Origin of the sequence: Parabacteroides caeci, assembly GCF_023656795.1 — a bacterium.
Lineage (GTDB): Bacteria > Bacteroidota > Bacteroidia > Bacteroidales > Tannerellaceae > Parabacteroides > Parabacteroides segnis.
Window position 1 is genome coordinate 1 of the sequence record NZ_JAMOKT010000023.1, and the last position, 18489, is coordinate 18489.

Genomic DNA, 18489 nt, shown 5'->3' on the forward strand with positions numbered 1-18489 from the left:
ATATCTGACAACAAATGTAGACAGCGACCTGTTACACGAGGATCTGTCACTTCTGAAAAATAATTAGAGGTATTCATTTTGCAATGATAAACTTTTTAGAGGAATTTTGGTGCGGTCGCCCTGCCTTGCAATAAGAATACTGGTAAAACACATCGAAAATAATTAATTTTGCACCCTTTTTCGGAAGAGTATTATATTTAATTCTAAACAAAGACAGACGATGAAAAGATTATTTCCCGCTAGCCTGTTTGTGTTGGCTGGTATGCTTTTGCAGCTGGTTGGCTGTAAAGATGATGAAGTATCCCTACCCGATGAAGGTGGTCTTGTAATTGAAGAATTGCCCGTCAGGATGACGGAAGCTGCCTATAATGAGGATAATACGTATTATTTGCTGAACGATGAAGAATCGCCGGATATTTATTTCGATTCGAGCCAGCGCAGTTTCTATGTCACTCAGCCGTTGCAGATTCAATTGGACGACGATCACAATTTCCAACTCCGCTTTTATAGCCCCAGAGCGTTGAAAAACGTAACCATCTGGGCGACTATTGATGGATATGATGAAGAGTTCATGTTTATGTCGCTCGAAAAGGTGCTGCCGTTTCAGCAACTTCGGGTATGTATTCCGTTTGCCACTCAAGACTTGACGGCTTATACCCGTAGCGGAAAAAAGATCCGTATCATGGCAAACCCGTATCTGACGGGAGAAAACATTTCTTTCACGGTAGAGTCTGACGATCCTTATTGGGACAGGTTGCAATCTATTCGTTGCAAATGGCGTATCGCTTTTGGCAGATATAGCGACACTCAGGCTAGTTGGAAATATAAAATGAAGGCTTCGCATACACGTGAAGCTGTAGCTATTGCGCTGAACATGAGTTATATGTTCTCTTCGCAAAAGTTCGAGAAAGCATTGTATGAGTTTGGACCGTTGCATAGTAACAATGACAGGATGGAGATCGACAAAAGCGCCTTGTTGACGAAAGTGCTTAATCATGCAGGACTGGTTTTCGGATATACGACAGGAGTCATGGGGCTGGGGGGAGGAACTACCTTCGGTATGCATGAGGTGTGTTATTTGGAGCATTATGCCGACGATAAAAGTATTACGGAGACTATCTTTCACGAATTTGCACACTGTGTCGGATATGGCCATGCCGGAAACATGACATACGAACAAACCGGACCAGGCTGGCCTACTTTGTGTAATAATGTATATGTAGATTTGTCGCTGGAGAAAGAACTGCCGGTTTATTCTCGCCGTTTCTTACATACCCGCCGGAGTAAAAACAGGTATTTTGACGATATCTATGTAGCTTCTAAATATATTATTGAAGATCCGGAACTGGATGCTCTCGATGGTGGATTGTCACCGCTACGCGAAGAGAATACTTCTGAGGGAAACGATGGAGAGCCTGTTACTTTCAAACTGGATTATTCAGATGTACCGGGAGCAACAGCAGCTACTTTCCGTCCGAAAGATGTGTTTGCATATGGTGATACGTTGTATGTCGTGAATGATGCCGATAATAACTATAGCCTGGAAGTATTCAGTATAGCAAACGGTGGTAAGAAGCATTTGGAAAGTATCAAGGAATGGACCTGGGAGGATGCCCAGGAAAAATTTACAGGTCGACCGAATGGGGTTACACGTGCTAACGGAAAGATTTACGTTACTCATGAGGGTAGCCGAACGGAGATTTTTGATGCGGCAGACCATCAGTTTATTACTTGTATCGGTACTGGTAGTTGGGGAACAGGGCCTTCGCAGACTGTTCATGCTTTTGATGTGCTATATTATAAGGGACTGATTATGATTCATGATAAACGTTATATCGATATTGTGGAAGAACGAATTTTGGAACCGGGGAAAAAGGCTCCGCGTATCTATATCCGTTCCGAACATTTGGGTGAAACCGCCGGTACTTATGGAATGGCAGTAGATGAACAGAGCGGACTGTTGTATTCCACTCATCCGTCCAAACGCATAGATATCTTTACTCCTGATGCTATTCGTGAAGGAGTAACATTTAAACGTGTCGATCAGCTGACGTATGCAAATATTCCTTATGCCTTGGATTTTTATGAAGGTCGGTTGTTTGTTAGTTCAAACGGCAAGGAGAAGTTTAGCGAAGTCGATCCGGTGACAGGCGAAATCTTGAAAGATTACACGGTTGTTGGAGATGTCACCTTGCAGGTCCCGGAAAAATTCTGTATTCGCCGTAATACCTTGTTTATTATAGACCGTACAAAGAGCGGAGCGTGTATCTATGCAATCCCTATGAATGAATTAAACTAAGTTGATCCCATAAATAATGAAAGTGAATATGAAAATGTATGTTTATATCTGGTTGGTATTGTTGGGTATGCTGACCATTCGGTGCAGCAGTGATGATATAGGGAACCCGGAGGAGGGTTCGCCCGAATATGATAGTTATTGGTATTATTCTTATGAGGCTGCACAGTTAGTTAATGCGGAAACTTTAGGAATGGAAGCCTTGGAGGACTTCTCTCCTTATACTGTAGCACATTTGGGAGATACTCTTTTTATTGCTAACATAGGAAAGGAAGGAAACAGTTTGTTGGTATTCAATACAAAGGAGGGGCGATTGCTAGATGTGGTGAAATCATGGCAATTCGACAATGAGGAAAAGAATTTCGGGAGTTCGATCGAAGCTATTGTTCCGGCAGGAAATCGATTATATGTTGCTGAGCGGCAGTCGCGCATTCATGTGTTCGAACTACCGGATCTGACTTATGTCACTTGTATTGGGAATGGAAAATGGAGTGGTCCGGTATTTCAGGCACAAGCGCTTGCGGTGAAAGATGGCCTTATCTTTGCACGCGACAAGAACGGAAAGGTCAGTATTTATAAAGAGTCGGATGTTACTCAAGAAAATTATCAGAAGATAAACCGTCATTGGCAAGTTTCCGGAAATAACAGTCCGGGTAACAATGGTTTTGCTCCCCACTATATGCAGTTCAATGCAGAAGGGAATATTCTGCTTACAGATTATGAGGGAAAGAAAATACGTGTACTCGATCCGACATTGGTAAATGATGATTTGGTAAACGGAACTTCCATTGATATGGACGAACTGTCTCTTTCTCTCGATTTTAAACCTAAGACGCTTGCTTTGTGTAACGAACGTTGGTATGCAACCGGCGATAACGATGCTATCAATATATATGATAGCCAACAAGGTGAATGGGTGAAAAAAATAAAGGCCATCAAAGGATACTCTTTTTTACTGCCTGTTCGTATTTATGCGCAGAACGATTCGGTGTTGTGGGTTTCGGATACACATAAATCGATGCAGACATTGGTAAAAATGATTGTGCATAAAGGAGAGATACGCGAGTAAGTATCTAAGCGTGACAAGCATGTGTTTAGTGGATATTTTCTTAAAAATATGTGCTTTCTAATTTGCTGTCTATCAGGTATGGTTGAAATATTGGTGTATTTTTTTTGCTTAAAGTATTGCAGAATTAAAAATAATATCTACCTTTGCACCGCAATCGAGAGAGATTGATTATCCAAGAAGAGGTTCGGTAGTTCAGTTGGTTAGAATACATGCCTGTCACGCATGGGGTCGCGGGTTCGAGTCCCGTCCGGACCGCCTCTTTTGAATAATGTTTTGTTTATTTTTTTTTATTATTTGGTTCGGTAGTTCAGCTGGTTAGAATACATGCCTGTCACGCATGGGGTCGCGGGTTCGAGTCCCGTCCGGACCGCCAGTAAAGTCTGTTAGTCGTTAGATTAGCAGACTTTTTTTATATATTGGTGTTTCATGTGTTATGGCTTTTTTTATTTTCCAATTACATCTTTAGAAAACAGGTTTGTTACAAATCTACACTGTTTGGCAACTTTTCATAAACCATACGGTGATATGTTATGATAATTTGTTACTTTTGCAACTCAATATAAAAAAGAAAACGGAGAAAGAAAAATGGACGTCGCCATTATTAAGTATAATGCCGGAAATATCTACTCAGTGAATTATGCACTGAAACGATTGGGCGTAAGTCCTGTGATAACAGCGGACCCGGAGCTATTAAGTAAAGCAGATAAAGTGATCTTCCCGGGTGTAGGGGAGGCACAAACGACAATGGCTCATCTGCAAGAACATAAACTGGATGCTGTTATCAGGGATCTGAAACAACCCGTATTGGGTATTTGTCTGGGTATGCAATTAATGTGTCGTCATTCTGAGGAAGGAGATGCAGAGTGCCTGGGGATTTTTGACACGGAAGTAAAGCGGTTCATTCCCCACCGTCATGAGGATAAGGTGCCCCATATGGGATGGAATACTATAACTCAGGTTAAAGATGGTTTATTTACCGCACAATTGGAGAACAAATTTGTTTACTTCGTACATAGTTATTATGTACCCGTAAATGAATATACGGCTGCTACCACTAATTATATATTACCGTTCAGTGCTTCGCTGCATAAGGATAACTTCTATGCAACGCAGTTCCATCCGGAGAAAAGTGGTTCGGTCGGTGAAGTAATTCTGAGGAACTTTCTAAAACTGTAAGAGAATATGATCGAGCTTATCCCTGCAATAGATTTGATAGATGGCAAATGTGTCCGCCTGACGCAAGGCGATTACGATACCAAGAAGGTGTACAACGAAGATCCGCTGGAAGTGGCGAAGATGTTCGAAGCGCATGGCATCCGTCGTTTGCATGTAGTGGATCTGGACGGTGCCCGTCAGGGGCGGATCATCAATTACCGTGTGCTGGAAAGACTGGCGACACGGACCGCTTTGGTGATAGACTTCGGCGGCGGACTGAAGCAGGAAGATGATCTGGAGATTGCTTTTGAAAGCGGTGCGCAGATGGTGACCGGCGGAAGTATCGCAGTGAAGAACCCGGAAGTTTTTACTTCCTGGATTACCAAGTTCGGAAGCGAAAAAATTATATTAGGCGCTGATGCGAAAGATAAAAAGATTGCTATCAGCGGGTGGGAGGAAACTACTGATAAGGAACTGATCCCTTTCATCGAGGGGTATTACGACAAAGGAATCACAAAAGTGATCTGTACGGATATCAGCCGGGATGGAATGTTGCAGGGACCGGCTGTCGGATTATATAAGGAAATACGGGAAGCATTGCCTTTTATATATATCATAGCCAGCGGCGGTGTCAGTTCGATTGAAGATATAGAAAAACTGGCTGAGGCGGGAATACCGGCGGTAATTTTCGGCAAAGCCATCTACGAAGGAAAGATCGATTTGAAAGATCTGCTTCGTTTTACGTGAAACAAAGGAGAAATCAACGTATGCTAGCCAAGAGAATAGTGCCCTGTCTGGATATCAAAGATGGAAAAACAGTAAAAGGTATTAATTTTGTAAACTTCCGCGATGCAGGGGATCCTGTGGAGCTGGGAGCACAATACAGCCGGGAGGGAGCCGACGAGCTTGTCTACCTGGATATAACCGCTTCGCATGAAGGACGCAAGACCTTTACCGAACTGGTCAAAAAAGTAGCTGCAAATATCAGCATCCCTTTTACTGTGGGCGGCGGTATTAACGAATTGAAAGACGTAGACCGTCTGTTGAGTGCCGGTGCCGATAAGGTATCCATCAACTCGGCGGCACTGCGCAACCCTTCGTTGATCGAGGAGATCGCGAAGAACTTCGGAAGCCAGGTCTGTGTCGTAGCCATCGATGCAAATTATGAGAATGGCGACTGGATCTGTTATCTGAACGGCGGACGTATCCCGACTGAGAAACATCTTTTCCAGTGGGCGGCCGAAGCCGAAAACCTGGGAGCCGGAGAGATCCTGTTTACCAGTATGACACACGATGGTGTGAAAGACGGTTATGCAAACGAGGCGTTATCGACTCTGGCGGACAACCTGCATATCCCGGTCATCGCATCGGGCGGTGCCGGAAAGATGGAACATTTCCGTGATACATTCGCGGCAGGTAAGGCCGATGCGGCATTGGCTGCCAGCGTATTTCATTTCGGTGAAATCGGCATAGCCGACCTGAAGCAGTATCTGAACAGGGAAGGAATCAATGTAAGAATATAATTACAAGAATAAGATGAAATTAGATTTTGAAAAAATGGGCGGACTTATCCCGGCAATCGTTCAGGATAACAATACCAACAAAGTATTGATGCTGGGTTTTATGAATGAAGAAGCCTATGAAGAAACAAAGGAAACCGGTAAGGTGACCTTCTTTAGCCGTACAAAGAACCGTTTATGGATGAAAGGCGAAACCAGCGGCAACACCTTGCAGGTGGTTAGCATGATGGTGGATTGTGACAATGATACGATCCTGATCAAAGCCAATCCCGCCGGTCCGGTTTGCCATACAGGTGCTGATACCTGCTTCGGCGAAAAGAATGTGGAAGATATCATGTTCCTGAAATATTTGCAGGACTTTATCGAACAGCGCCGCCAGGAAATGCCGGAAGGCTCTTATACGACCTCCCTGTTTTTGAAAGGTGTGAACCGTATGGCCCAGAAAGTGGGAGAGGAAGCGGTTGAAACTGTGATCGAAGCGACCAACGGAACGGAAGACGGCTTTATCTACGAGGCATCCGACCTGATCTATCATCTGATCGTATTACTGACCAGCAAAGGACTTCGTCTGGAAGACCTGGCACGCGAATTAAAGAAAAGACATAAAGGATAAATTACTATGGAAGATACAACACTGCTCAGACTGGATGGCATCGAAATCTGCCGCGATGAAAATGTCATATTGCACGATGCCTCTTTTACCTTGTGTAACGGGGAGTTTGTGTACGTCATTGGAAAAGTAGGCTCCGGAAAGAGCAGTCTGTTGAAATCCTTGTATTGCGAAATCCCCATCAGCCAAGGCGATGCCTGGCTGTTGGATTACAATCTCTGTAAGATGAAACGGAAAGATATCCCGTATCTTCGCCGTAAGCTCGGGATTGTGTTTCAGGATTTTCAGCTGCTTACCGACCGTTCGGTGATCAAAAACCTGGAGTTCGTATTGCGGGCGACAGGCTGGAAGAAGAAGAGCGAGATAAAGGAGCGCATCGACAATGTGCTTCACCAGGTGGGTATGCATAACAAAGGGTACAAGATGCCGCACGAACTATCGGGCGGCGAGCAGCAACGTATCGTCATAGCAAGAGCACTCCTGAATGATCCTAAACTGATATTAGCCGATGAGCCGACCGGTAATCTGGACCCTGAAACAAGCGGCCAGATCGTACAGCTTCTGCACGACATCTGTGAGAAGGGTACGGCGGTGATAATGACTACACATAACTACACGCTGGTGCATAATTATCCGGCCCGTATAGTTAAATGTGAGAATGCACGCCTGGGTGATGTCGGTGAATAATTTTTTATGTAACTTTGCACACGCAAAAGAAGCAAGGAACAAACAATTTAATTATAGGAAAAGAAAATGAAAATTTTAAAGTTTGGCGGTACTTCTGTGGGATCTGCACAGAGAATGAAAGATGTAGCAAAATTGATTTGCTCGGGCGACCGTAACATTGTCGTATTGTCTGCCATGTCAGGTACAACCAACTCGTTGGTTGAAATATCCGACTACCTGTACAAGAAAAATCCGGATGGTGCAAATGAAATCATCAATAAGCTTGCACAGAAATATTACGGACATATCGAAGAACTGTACAGTACCGACGAATATAAGCAGAAAGCCAAAGAACTTGTAAAATCTCATTTCGATTATATCCGCACTTTTACAAAAGACCTGTTCACCTTGTTCGAAGAAAAGGTTGTGTTGGCACAAGGCGAGTTGATTTCTACTGGCATGATGAACCTGTATCTGAATGAAACAGGTGTGAAATCTGTCCTGCTTCCGGCATTGGAATATATGCGGACGGACAAGAATGCAGAACCGGACCCTGTATATATTAAAGAGCGTCTGGTTAAACTGCTGAATGAACATAAGGATGCTGAGTTGTATATCACTCAGGGTTACATTTGCCGTAATGCTTACGGTGAAATTGATAACTTGCAGCGTGGCGGTAGCGACTATAGCGCTTCTTTGATCGGTGCAGCCCTCAATGCTGATGAAATTCAGATCTGGACAGATATCGACGGAATGCACAATAACGATCCGCGTATCGTTGATAAAACATCTCCTGTCCGTAACCTGCATTTCGAGGAAGCGGCTGAACTGGCTTATTTCGGTGCCAAGATTTTGCATCCGACTTGTATCCTGCCGGCGAAGTTGAACAATATACCGGTTCGCCTGCTGAACACTATGCAGCCGGATGCTCCGGGTACATTGATCTCTAACAACACAGAAAAAGGAAAGATCAAAGCCGTTGCTGCGAAAGACAATATCACTTCCATTAAGATAAAGAGCGGCCGTATGTTGCTGGCTACCGGTTTCCTGCGTAAGGTATTCGAAATCTTCGAAAACTACCAGACTCCGATCGACATGGTTACTACTTCTGAGGTAGGCGTATCGGTAACGATCGACAACCGCAAACATCTGGAAGAAATTGTAGACGATCTGAAGAAATACGGAACCGTTACCGTAGATGAAGATATGGTAATTGTTTGCGTAGTTGGTGACCTGGAATGGGATAACGTCGGTTTTGAAGCCCGCATCGTTCAGGCGATGAAAGATGTTCCGGTACGTATGATATCATATGGCGGTAGCAACTACAACGTCTCACTTCTGGTGAAAGCCACTGATAAAGTGAAAGCGCTGCAGGCGTTAAGCGATCATTTATTTAACAACTAAATATATGAGGGCAGCCTTTTCCGGACTGCCCTTTTTTTTAATTTATATATAATAAAGTAATATGCTCAAAGGAACATTCCCGATAGATAAATTGAAGGCACTTCCTACGCCCTTCTATTATTATGATGTAAAGTTATTACAGGATACACTGGATATGGTGAAGAACGAAGCCGGCAAATACGGCTATCATGCACATTATGCCGTAAAGGCAAATGCCAATCCGCGAATCCTTTCTATCATAGCTGAAAATGGACTGGGTGCCGATTGTGTAAGCGGCGGTGAGGTTAAAGCGGCATTGGATGCAGGTTTTCCGGCTGATAAGATCGTTTTTGCCGGTGTGGGCAAAGCCGACTGGGAGATCAATCTGGGACTGGATAACGATATTTTTTGTTTCAATGTGGAATCGGCGGTAGAGTTGGAGATAATTGACGAACTGGCTGCCGCTAAGAATAAAGTAGCCTCGGTCGCTCTCCGTATCAACCCGGAAGTGGATGCCCATACACATGCCAAGATCACGACCGGTATGAAGGAGAATAAGTTCGGTATCAACCTGAGCCAGTTAGGACAGGTGCTGGATAACCTGGCGAATCTGAAAAATGTGAAACTGATCGGTATTCATTTCCATATCGGTTCGCAGATTACGGACATGTCGGCTTTCCGTAACCTGGTGATTCGTGTAAACGAAATACAGGAAGACCTGGAAGCACGTGGTATCCGGATCGAAAATGTGAATTTCGGAGGTGGCCTCGGTATCGATTATTATCACCCGAATCATTTGCCGATCCCGGCTTTCGATAATTACTTTGCCGTATTCAATAAATTGCTGAAAATACGTCCCGGCCAGCAGGTACATTTCGAGCCGGGCCGCTCGGTAGTAGCCCAGTGCGGTACGCTGATCTCAAAGGTGCTGTATGTAAAGGAAGGCGAGACAAAGAAATTCGCTATCCTGGATGCCGGTTTCACCGAACTGATCCGTCCGGCCATGTATGACGCTTATCACCGGATCGAGAATATCTCCAGTGATGAAGATGTTGAATTGTATGATGTAGTTGGCCCTATCTGCGAATCATCCGACGTGTTCGGTAAAGATGTAGAATTGAATAAAGCACATCGCGGAGACCTGATCGCCTTGCGTTCGGCCGGTGCTTACGGCGAGGTGATGGCTTCCCAGTACAACTGTCGCCAGCTTCCGAAAGCCTACTATTCCGATACGATTTAATTGTTAATTAATTATATAGAGAAAGCCGGGTTTCTTTGTTTTTGCAAAGGTTCCCGGTTTTCTTGTTTGTTGTGTTTCCTTTTTTACTACCTTTGTACGATCCCGTCATGTGGGGTGTGGTTAAACTTGAATGTTTGTAAAGATAGAATGTGATGAAAAATAAAGAGTTATATAGCATATTCATAGTTTGCTTGTTGATGATGTCCTCTTGTCTGGGGGATACGAATACACGGATCACCGTAGGGGAGCAGGAAGCTGTATATCAGACCCGTCCGACCCAGGGCTTCTTTGTTGAGGGCGGGCGTTTCCTTTATGGTACCAATTTAGGCGTAAGCGGGAATAATGGCGATTGTTTTCTGATACAATATTCATTTGATTCTGCTGCTCCTGAGTTACAGAATTCGGATAGTTTGTCTATCGAGCTGATAGAAAATCCTATACCTGTGGATTTGTGGCCTGTAGATAAAAACTGGACGGATACAACGGTCGTATTGAAAGACGAGATGCTGACGAAGGCTATCACTGGAAGGGACTTTTATATCAGAGGCCGGTTGTTTTTATGGAGTACCCATACGGTTGTGGAGAATCAGAAGGATAGTTTCATGATAAGCTATAATCCTGAAAATCTGTATACCCAGGAAGACGGCAAACGTATTTACAATTTATATCTGAGAGCGATAGCGAGAATTGAAGTCGGGGAAGGGGAGGAGTTGCCTAAAGGCCAGCAACTGAACCTGGTGAATGCCTTTAGTGTGGAAGAGTTCTATAATATGGTGAGTGCTTTGGAGGAAGAAAAAGGCAGCAACACATTTTCTATAGCGATCAATTATGCTTCTGCTTTTAATAAGGATACGACTGCTTGTATCTGGGACAGGACGGAACCGATAGAATATAAAATTAACAGCAGGACTGAATAAGGAAAAACAGATAGTAGAGGGGATAGGGAGAATATATTCAAATAGAAAAACAGATAGATGTACAAGGAGATAATTAAATGGGTTATAGCCATCATATCCCAACCGGGGAAGGCCTGGGATATGCTGTCGAGGAAAGAAGAGAAGGACGACGAGTTCTTGTCGCGCTTTATATATCCGTTAATCGGGCTGGTAACTGTGGCAGCTTTTCTGGGCGTATTGTTTACACGGAAGGAATTTGATGTCGAACTGGCGTTGAAGTCGTCGATCAAAACGCTGGTTGCTTCGTTCGGAGGTTTCTATCTCGGGGCATATTTGCTGAATGAAGCCTGGCAGGGATTGTTCAAAAGAGAGAAAGATATGAAACTTTGCCAGCGTTTTGTTGGTTATTCATCCTCCCTGATGTTTGCGTTGAACGTCGTACTTATGCTGTTGCCGGAGTTTTTCTTCCTGCGCATCTTTATACTTTATACATTTTATATTGTATGGGAAGGGGCCGGTCCTTACATGCAGGTGGAAGAGAAAGAGCGCCTGAAGTTTGCCGGTATAACAACCGTTATCATTTTGTTGACGCCGGCGGTGATCGAGTTTGTTTTATTCATGCTGATGCCGGGGTTACGTTATTGACAGTTAGAAAAAGATGAAAGAAAAGATTAGTAATAATATACAGATAAAGAATAAGCGGGCAACCTTCGATTACGAATTGCTCGATACTTTTACTGCCGGGATTGTGCTGACAGGGACGGAGATTAAATCCATCCGCCTGGGAAAAGCCAGCCTGGTGGATACGTTCTGTATCATAGAGAAAGGTGAGTTGTGGGTAAAGAACATGTATATCGCCGAGTATTTCTATGGTACCTATAATAATCACGTCGCACGCCGCGACCGCAAACTACTGCTTACCAAAAAGGAACTGCGCAAGATAGACAGTGCCGCCCGCAACAGCGGTTTTACCATTATCCCGACCCGTATGTTCATCAATGAAAAAGGGCTGGCGAAAGTGGTTGTCGCTATTGCCAAAGGTAAGAAGGAATACGATAAGCGCGATTCCATCAAAGCCCGTGACGATAAGCGGGAGATGGACAGGGCTTTCAAACGGTAAGAGATATTCTTGCCGTTTCTCTTTTCATAAAGAAACAACATATCTATGACTAAAGAACTATTTATACGATCTCTCCAGGAGCGTATCCTGATACTGGATGGTGGTATGGGTACCATGATCCAGGGATTCAAACTCAATGAACAGGATTATCGCGGCGACCGTTTTGCCGATTTCCCCGGACAGCTGAAAGGAAACAACGACCTGTTGTGTATCACCCGTCCGGACGTGATCAAATCCATTCACCGGCAATACCTGGATGCCGGGGCCGATATTTTTGCTACCAACACATTCAATGCCAACGCGATCTCGATGGAAGATTACGCTATGCAGGAATATGTGCGCGAAATAAACCTGGCCGCCGGTAAGTTGGGACGCGAAGTGGCCGACGAGTTCATGGCGGAACATCCCGACAGGACTGTTTTTGTTGCCGGCTCGATCGGTCCGACTAACAAGACCGCCTCCATGAGCCCCGATGTAAGCAACCCTGCTTACCGTGCCGTTACCTATAAAGATGTATATAAAGCATATAAGGAACAGGTGGAGGCCTTGATTGACGGTGGTGTCGATCTTATCCTTTTCGAGACTACCTTCGATACGCTGAACGTGAAAGCCGGACTCGAGGCAGCCGAAACAGCATTGAAGGAAAAAGGCAAAAACCTGCCCATCATGTTGTCCCTGACGTTGTCGGCTCAGGGCGGACGCACGTTGTCCGGGCAGACGCTGGGTGCTTTCCTGGCATCGGTTCAGCATATCAACCTGGTCAGCATCGGCCTGAACTGCTCGTTCGGTGCGGCCGATATGAAGCCTTATCTGGCGGAACTGGCCAAACATGCCCCTTACTTTATCAGTGCCTATCCGAATGCCGGGTTGCCTAACAGTTTCGGTACATACGATGAGACACCCGAAAAGATGGCTGTCCATGTCAAACCATTTATCGAAGAAGGACTGGTAAATATTATCGGTGGCTGTTGCGGTACGACTCCGGCCCATATCGCCCAGTATCCGGCATTGGTAAAAGGAGCGAAGCCGCATGTGCCGGCTCCGAAACCGGACTGCCTGTGGCTGTCGGGCCTCGAACTGCTGGAAGTAAAGAAAGAAAATAACTTCATCAATATCGGCGAACGTTGTAACGTGGCCGGCTCGCGCAAGTTCCTGCGCCTGATCAAAGAGGGAAACTATGAAGAGGCGCTGACCATTGCCCGCAAACAAGTGGAAGATGGTGCCCAGGTGATCGATATCAATATGGATGATGGTATGCTCGATGCGGTGAAGGAGATGACTACTTTCCTGAACCTGGTCGCTTCCGAGCCCGATATCGCCCGTGTCCCCGTCATGATCGACTCTTCCAAATGGGAAGTGATCGAAGAGGGACTGATGTGTGTGCAGGGTAAGAGTATTGTCAATTCGATCTCGCTGAAAGAAGGGGAGGAAGTCTTCCTGGCCCATGCTGCCCGCATCAAACAGTTGGGAGCTGCCGCCGTGGTGATGGCTTTCGATGAAAAAGGGCAGGCGGATACTTTCGAACGGAAAGCCGAAGTCTGCGGACGCGCTTACCGTCTCCTCCGGGAGAAAATAGATTTCGATCCGAATGGAATTATATTCGACCCGAATGTACTGGCTATTGCTACCGGTATGGAAGAACATAATGGCTACGGACTCGATTTTATCCGTGCTGTCGAATGGATCAAACAGAACTTGCCGGGTGCGAAGGTGAGCGGCGGTATCAGTAACCTGTCGTTCTCATTCCGTGGAAATAATTATGTACGTGAGGCGATGCACTCCGTATTCCTTTACCATGCTATCAGCAAGGGACTGGATATGGGTATTGTCAACCCGTCGTCTGCCGTACTGTATGAAGATATAGAACCTGAATTCCGCAATTTGCTGGAAGATGTGATCTTGTACCGCCGTCCCGAAGCGGCAGAGGAACTGATCTCCTATGCCCAGAATCTGGTCGTTGAGAAACAGGGCGGAACGGAAGAAAAGCATGAAGCCTGGCGTGAACAGCCATTGAAGGAACGTCTTGAATATGCCCTGATAAAAGGTATCGGTGACCATCTGGAAGAAGACTTGCAGGAGGCGTTGAAGGAATATCCGCGTGCCGTGGATATTATCGACGGTCCGTTGATGAGCGGCATGAATAAGGTCGGCGAATTGTTCGGGGCCGGAAAAATGTTCCTGCCGCAGGTGGTGAAGACCGCCCGTACGATGAAAAAGGCAGTGGCTATCCTGCAACCGGCCATCGAGGCGCAGAAATCGGCAGCCGGTTCGGCAAAAGCGGGAAAGGTAGTTTTTGCTACCGTAAAAGGCGATGTGCATGATATCGGAAAGAATATCGTTTCGATCGTCCTGGCCTGCAACAACTACGAAGTGATCGACCTGGGTGTGATGGTTCCTGCCGAAGTGATCGTGCAGACTGCCATGAAGGAGCAGCCCGACCTGGTTTGCCTGTCCGGCCTGATCACCCCTTCGCTGGAAGAGATGGTACATGTGACGGATGAAATGCAGAAAGCAGGTCTGACCATACCTATTATGGTGGGCGGTGCGACAACCTCCAAATTGCATACGGCTATCAAGATCGCTCCTCATTACGACTATCCGGTGATCCATGTGCTCGATGCATCGCAGAACCCGTTGATCGCAGCCAAGCTGCTGAATCCGGATACCCGTGATGCGTATATCGAAAATCTGAATAATGAATATGAAGCCTTGCGTGCTTCCATGGAAAAGAAAAAGGAAGTGCTGGTTTCACTGAGCGAAGCCCGTGCCAATCCTCAACAGATAGACTGGAAGGGATATACGCCGGTAGTTCCGAATCAGATGGGTATCCATGTATTGCCTTATATCCCGTTGGAGGAAATCATTCCTTATATACATTGGACATTCTTCTTTACCGCCTGGAAACTGAACGGCCGCTTTGCCGGTATCACTCAGATACATGGTTGCGACGCTTGTCGTGCTTCCTGGCTGGCCGATTTTCCGGAAGAGGACCGTGCCAAGGCGGCTGAAGCCATGCAACTGTATAAAGACGCAGTCAAACTGCTGGACCGGCTGGTAGAGATGAAGGCTGAATATTGTAAGGCCATCTACGGTTTCTTCCCGGCTAACAGCGATGGCGATACGATCCGGATAGGAGAGATCGCGATCCCGGTATTGCGTCAGCAGTCGAAAAAGGAGGAGGGCGTTTATAAATCGCTGGCCGATTATATCATGCCGGTGTCGGAAGGCCGTACCGATTATGCGGGTGCGTTTGTCGTAACGGCCGGTGTCGGTGCCGAAGACTTGAAGAATAAGCTGGAAGAAGAAGGGGACACCTACAATTCCATGTTGCTTCAGACATTGACGGACCGTCTGGCGGAAGCCCTGGCGGAATATCTCCATGAAAAAGTCCGCAAAGAATACTGGGGGTATGCTCCGGACGAAGCTTTGTCGATCCCTGACCTGTACAAAGTGAAATATCAGGGTATCCGTCCGGCAATCGGTTATCCTTCATTGCCCGACCAGTTGTTGAATTATACGTTGGACAACCTGCTCGATATGTCGCAGATCCATGTGAAACTGACGGAAAACGGTGCCATGTATCCCACCGCAACAGTCAGCGGTATCTACATCGCCCACCCCGATTCGCAGTATTTCATGATCGGCTCGATCGATGAAGAACAAATGAAAGAATATGCCGGTCGCCGCAACCTGTCGGAGGCGGAGGCAAAGAAATTGTTGAATAAGAATATATCCTGAATGTGGATGTGATTAAAAATATTCGTTTGCGCTGGGTTGTACTGGCGGTCTTGCTGGTGTTTATCTGGACGACTATGTCTTCTCCTGTGATGGGAGAGTGGTATGCCCGTACGGTTTATCCGGTATTTTCGGCGGTGTTATCTCGTTTTTCTTCTCTTTTCCCTTTCTCGATCGGCGATTGCTTTATTTATGGCAGTATTGCCGGGTTGATAGTCTATCTGGTTTATGCGATTGTGAAACGGCGTCCGTGGCTGAGAACCATCGGGCGGATGGCGGAATTTTTGCTTTGGGTATATGTCTGGTTCTATATGGCCTGGGGGATGAATTATTTCAGGATGAACTTCTATGCCCGGGCGGAAGTGCCTTATGCAGCCTATTCGGAGGATAACTTCCGTTCGTTTCTGGCTGATTACACGGAGGCATTGAATGCTTCCTTTGTTCCTGTCGGGAAGATCGATAAGGCGGTCGTGGCGAAGGAGGTGGAGAAAAGCTACCGGGAAATAGCGGGACGTTTCGGCCTGGTCCGGCCGGCGGCTTACCTGCATCCGAAACCGATGCTGGTTCCGGCCCTGATGAGCGGTGTCGGCGTACTGGGATATATGGGGCCGTTCTTTACCGAATACAATCTGAATCCGGATCTGCTTCCGATCCAGTATCCTTTCACCTATGCTCATGAAATGGCGCATGTACTGGGTATTTCCAATGAGGCGGAGGCAAATCTGTACGGTTTTCTGGCATGTTCACGTTCCGAAGTGCCGGAAATACGTTTCTCCGCTTATTTCGGTTTGTTACCTTATGTGCTGGGCAATGCGTACCAGTTGTTGCCGGAAGAGGATTTCAACCGTTGGAAAGAAACAATCTCTCCGGATGTGAAGGATGCCTACAACCGTAAAGTGGCTTACTGGCAAACGTTGTATAGCCCGACAATCGGCGATATACAGGACACGGTCTATAATTGGTTCCTGAAAGGAAACAACATTCCTTCCGGCCGTCAGAATTATTCGGAAGTGGTCGCTCTTTTAATGGCTCTGGATGCTTCCTCACAAGAAAAATGATCGCGTAACAAGCCAACAGAAGGATTTACACCGGTGAAAAGATAGAAAATAAGCCAATGTGGCAATATGCCAATTTAGAAAGATTTGAGCTATCGGTTTAGTGACTGGTTGTAACTGGCTCCCCTTCCCCCTCTCCAGAGGGGAGGCAGTTACAACCGGTCGATAATTAGATAGATCATATCTGATCATGACTGAAACAAATTAATACCTAACGGTAGATATTTGCTAAATAATTCTCTACTTTTGCGTATATCAATTATGTAGCAAATATCTAAAACTAATAAGATGAAAAATCAAAGACTGGGATGTGTATTGGCTGGTATAGCTATCTTTGGATTAACGGGTTGTTCGCCGGAATCGATAACCCTTGAAGGTAAAGTTTCGAATCTTTCCGGTAATACGATCGTTTATCGGCCGACAATGGATGGTATATACAATGCAACACAAAAGGATACCTTGTTTCTGCAAGCCGACAGTACGTATCGTATAACTTTTCCGTCTAAAGGAAATGAGAAGATATCCTTTTACATTTACGGGCAAAAATATCTGGGAACGGTTTATGCTGAACCGGGAAAGAATGTACTCGATATCGACGCATCCCTCGAAAATAGCCTGAGTATTGAAAATACGTTGGCAAATGAAAATGAAATAGTAAAAGAACTTTCCCGGTTACAGGGAGAAGTCTTTAATTTGAGAGCACGAAGAGGGGATGCTTTCCAGGTGGCAAAGGATACGGTAGCCTCTTCTGTCTATCAGAAACTGACGGACTATGCGTCGGGAATAGAACAAAAAATTAATGGGGTGGATAATGTATTCAAAAAGAGGGCGGTGCAAGACGTTCGTATGCAGATGTTGCTGGCCTTTATGAACCAATATTTCGGTATTGACTATCAGGGAACGGAAGAAACCAAGAAAGAGTGGGAGGCCGTTTATCCGGAAATGCTGGCATATGCTGATATCAGCCGGCCGGAGAATGTCTTTTCCGACGCATTTGCTGATGTGATATCCAATGCTGCCGGTATAGAACTTTACATGAAAACAAAACAGCAGCCCAAAGACCGGAATGAAGGCAAACAGAAACTTTTCGACTGGTATAAAAACAACCTGAAAGGGCGTGTACAGGAAGTCGCCATGGCCAACGTCATCCTTGAAGATGCTTCGAACGAGAGTTATTCAACGGGGATACCGGCTTTATATGAACAGTTTAAAGAATTGCATCCGGGTAGCACGCTGACTCCGGCATTGGAAAAAGCGGTACAGAAAAATATCGCATTCAACAACCAGGAGCTTCCCGAAGACATTCATATACTGAACACGGATAGTGTGCGTTCCTTTAAAGAGATAACCGACCGATATGCCGGCAAAGTCATTTTTATTGATATCTGGGCTACCTGGTGTGGTCCTTGCCGTGAGTCTTTTGCCCATGTGAAACCTTTGCAACAATATGCGAAAGAGAATGACATCGTATTGTTGTATGTTTCTATCGACCGTCCGACTGATGCCGCTTTGTGGAAGAAGATGGCCGGGTATTATAATCTGAAGGGCGACCACGTTATTATTAATGAGTTTTTCAAGATGGATATTTACAATACATTCGGAAATAACGGTGCCTTATACATACCTCATTGCGCTATCATCAATAAGAAGGGAGAGTTGCAATTCAAGAAAGCAGCCAGCCCGGAAGATATGGATAAACTGGCGGAACAGTTACGGGAAGCCGGTGAATGATTCTGAAATCTAA

15 protein-coding genes and 2 tRNA genes are annotated in these 18489 nt (G+C 45.6%); all 17 read left to right on the top strand.

Annotation, left to right across the window (positions count from 1 at the left end; genetic code table 11):
- Positions 1 to 220 precede the first annotated feature (220 nt).
- Positions 221 to 2299, top strand: a complete 2079-nt coding sequence (locus NBH15_RS12995; protein ID WP_250822801.1) for an NHL repeat-containing protein — start codon at positions 221 to 223, stop codon at positions 2297 to 2299.
- A gap of 28 nt (positions 2300 to 2327) precedes the next feature.
- Positions 2328 to 3365 (top strand): NHL repeat-containing protein, encoded by a 1038-nt coding sequence (locus NBH15_RS13000; RefSeq protein ID WP_250822802.1) that lies wholly within the window; start codon positions 2328 to 2330, stop codon positions 3363 to 3365.
- A gap of 181 nt (positions 3366 to 3546) precedes the next feature.
- Positions 3547 to 3620: transfer RNA gene (locus NBH15_RS13005), tRNA-Asp, on the top strand.
- 41 nt (positions 3621 to 3661) lie between these two features.
- Positions 3662 to 3738 (top strand) — tRNA-Asp (locus NBH15_RS13010).
- A 212-nt stretch (positions 3739 to 3950) separates the two neighbouring features.
- On the top strand, positions 3951 to 4541 hold the full coding sequence (gene hisH / locus NBH15_RS13015; protein ID WP_128134325.1) for an imidazole glycerol phosphate synthase subunit HisH: 591 nt from the start codon (positions 3951 to 3953) through the stop codon (positions 4539 to 4541).
- A 6-nt stretch (positions 4542 to 4547) separates the two neighbouring features.
- Positions 4548 to 5267, top strand: coding sequence for a 1-(5-phosphoribosyl)-5-[(5-phosphoribosylamino)methylideneamino]imidazole-4-carboxamide isomerase (gene hisA / locus NBH15_RS13020; RefSeq protein WP_128134326.1), 720 nt, complete (start codon positions 4548 to 4550; stop codon positions 5265 to 5267).
- 20 nt (positions 5268 to 5287) lie between these two features.
- Positions 5288 to 6043, top strand: a complete 756-nt coding sequence (gene hisF / locus NBH15_RS13025; protein WP_128134327.1) for an imidazole glycerol phosphate synthase subunit HisF — start codon at positions 5288 to 5290, stop codon at positions 6041 to 6043.
- A 13-nt stretch (positions 6044 to 6056) separates the two neighbouring features.
- Complete coding sequence (gene hisIE / locus NBH15_RS13030) at positions 6057 to 6653, top strand: bifunctional phosphoribosyl-AMP cyclohydrolase/phosphoribosyl-ATP diphosphatase HisIE (RefSeq protein WP_007657448.1); 597 nt, start codon at positions 6057 to 6059, stop codon at positions 6651 to 6653.
- A gap of 6 nt (positions 6654 to 6659) precedes the next feature.
- Positions 6660 to 7337 (top strand): cell division ATP-binding protein FtsE, encoded by a 678-nt coding sequence (locus tag NBH15_RS13035; RefSeq protein ID WP_250822803.1) that lies wholly within the window; start codon positions 6660 to 6662, stop codon positions 7335 to 7337.
- Between the two features lie 66 nt (positions 7338 to 7403).
- The gene (locus NBH15_RS13040; protein ID WP_128134328.1) at positions 7404 to 8720 is read left to right on the top strand and encodes an aspartate kinase; all 1317 of its coding nucleotides are present in this window, start codon (positions 7404 to 7406) and stop codon (positions 8718 to 8720) included.
- 61 nt (positions 8721 to 8781) lie between these two features.
- Positions 8782 to 9939, top strand: a complete 1158-nt coding sequence (gene lysA, locus NBH15_RS13045; RefSeq protein ID WP_128134329.1) for a diaminopimelate decarboxylase — start codon at positions 8782 to 8784, stop codon at positions 9937 to 9939.
- A 152-nt stretch (positions 9940 to 10091) separates the two neighbouring features.
- Positions 10092 to 10856, top strand: a complete 765-nt coding sequence (locus NBH15_RS13050) for a hypothetical protein (RefSeq protein WP_128134330.1) — start codon at positions 10092 to 10094, stop codon at positions 10854 to 10856.
- A 57-nt stretch (positions 10857 to 10913) separates the two neighbouring features.
- Entirely contained in the window at positions 10914 to 11480 is a 567-nt protein-coding gene (locus tag NBH15_RS13055; RefSeq protein ID WP_250822804.1) for a YIP1 family protein, read from the top strand.
- Between the two features lie 13 nt (positions 11481 to 11493).
- Positions 11494 to 11955: an SsrA-binding protein gene (gene smpB / locus NBH15_RS13060; protein WP_128134331.1), complete on the top strand. Its 462-nt coding sequence runs from the start codon at positions 11494 to 11496 to the stop codon at positions 11953 to 11955.
- 45 nt (positions 11956 to 12000) lie between these two features.
- A complete protein-coding gene (metH, locus tag NBH15_RS13065; RefSeq protein WP_250822805.1) occupies positions 12001 to 15693 on the top strand; it encodes a methionine synthase in 3693 nt (1230 codons plus the stop codon).
- Between the two features lie 74 nt (positions 15694 to 15767).
- Positions 15768 to 16748 carry a DUF3810 domain-containing protein gene (locus NBH15_RS13070; protein ID WP_284706472.1) on the top strand — a complete coding sequence of 327 codons (981 nt, stop codon included), beginning with the start codon at positions 15768 to 15770 and terminating at the stop codon, positions 16746 to 16748.
- A 285-nt stretch (positions 16749 to 17033) separates the two neighbouring features.
- A complete protein-coding gene (locus tag NBH15_RS13075) occupies positions 17034 to 18476 on the top strand; it encodes a TlpA family protein disulfide reductase (protein ID WP_250822806.1) in 1443 nt (480 codons plus the stop codon).
- Positions 18477 to 18489 lie beyond the last annotated feature (13 nt).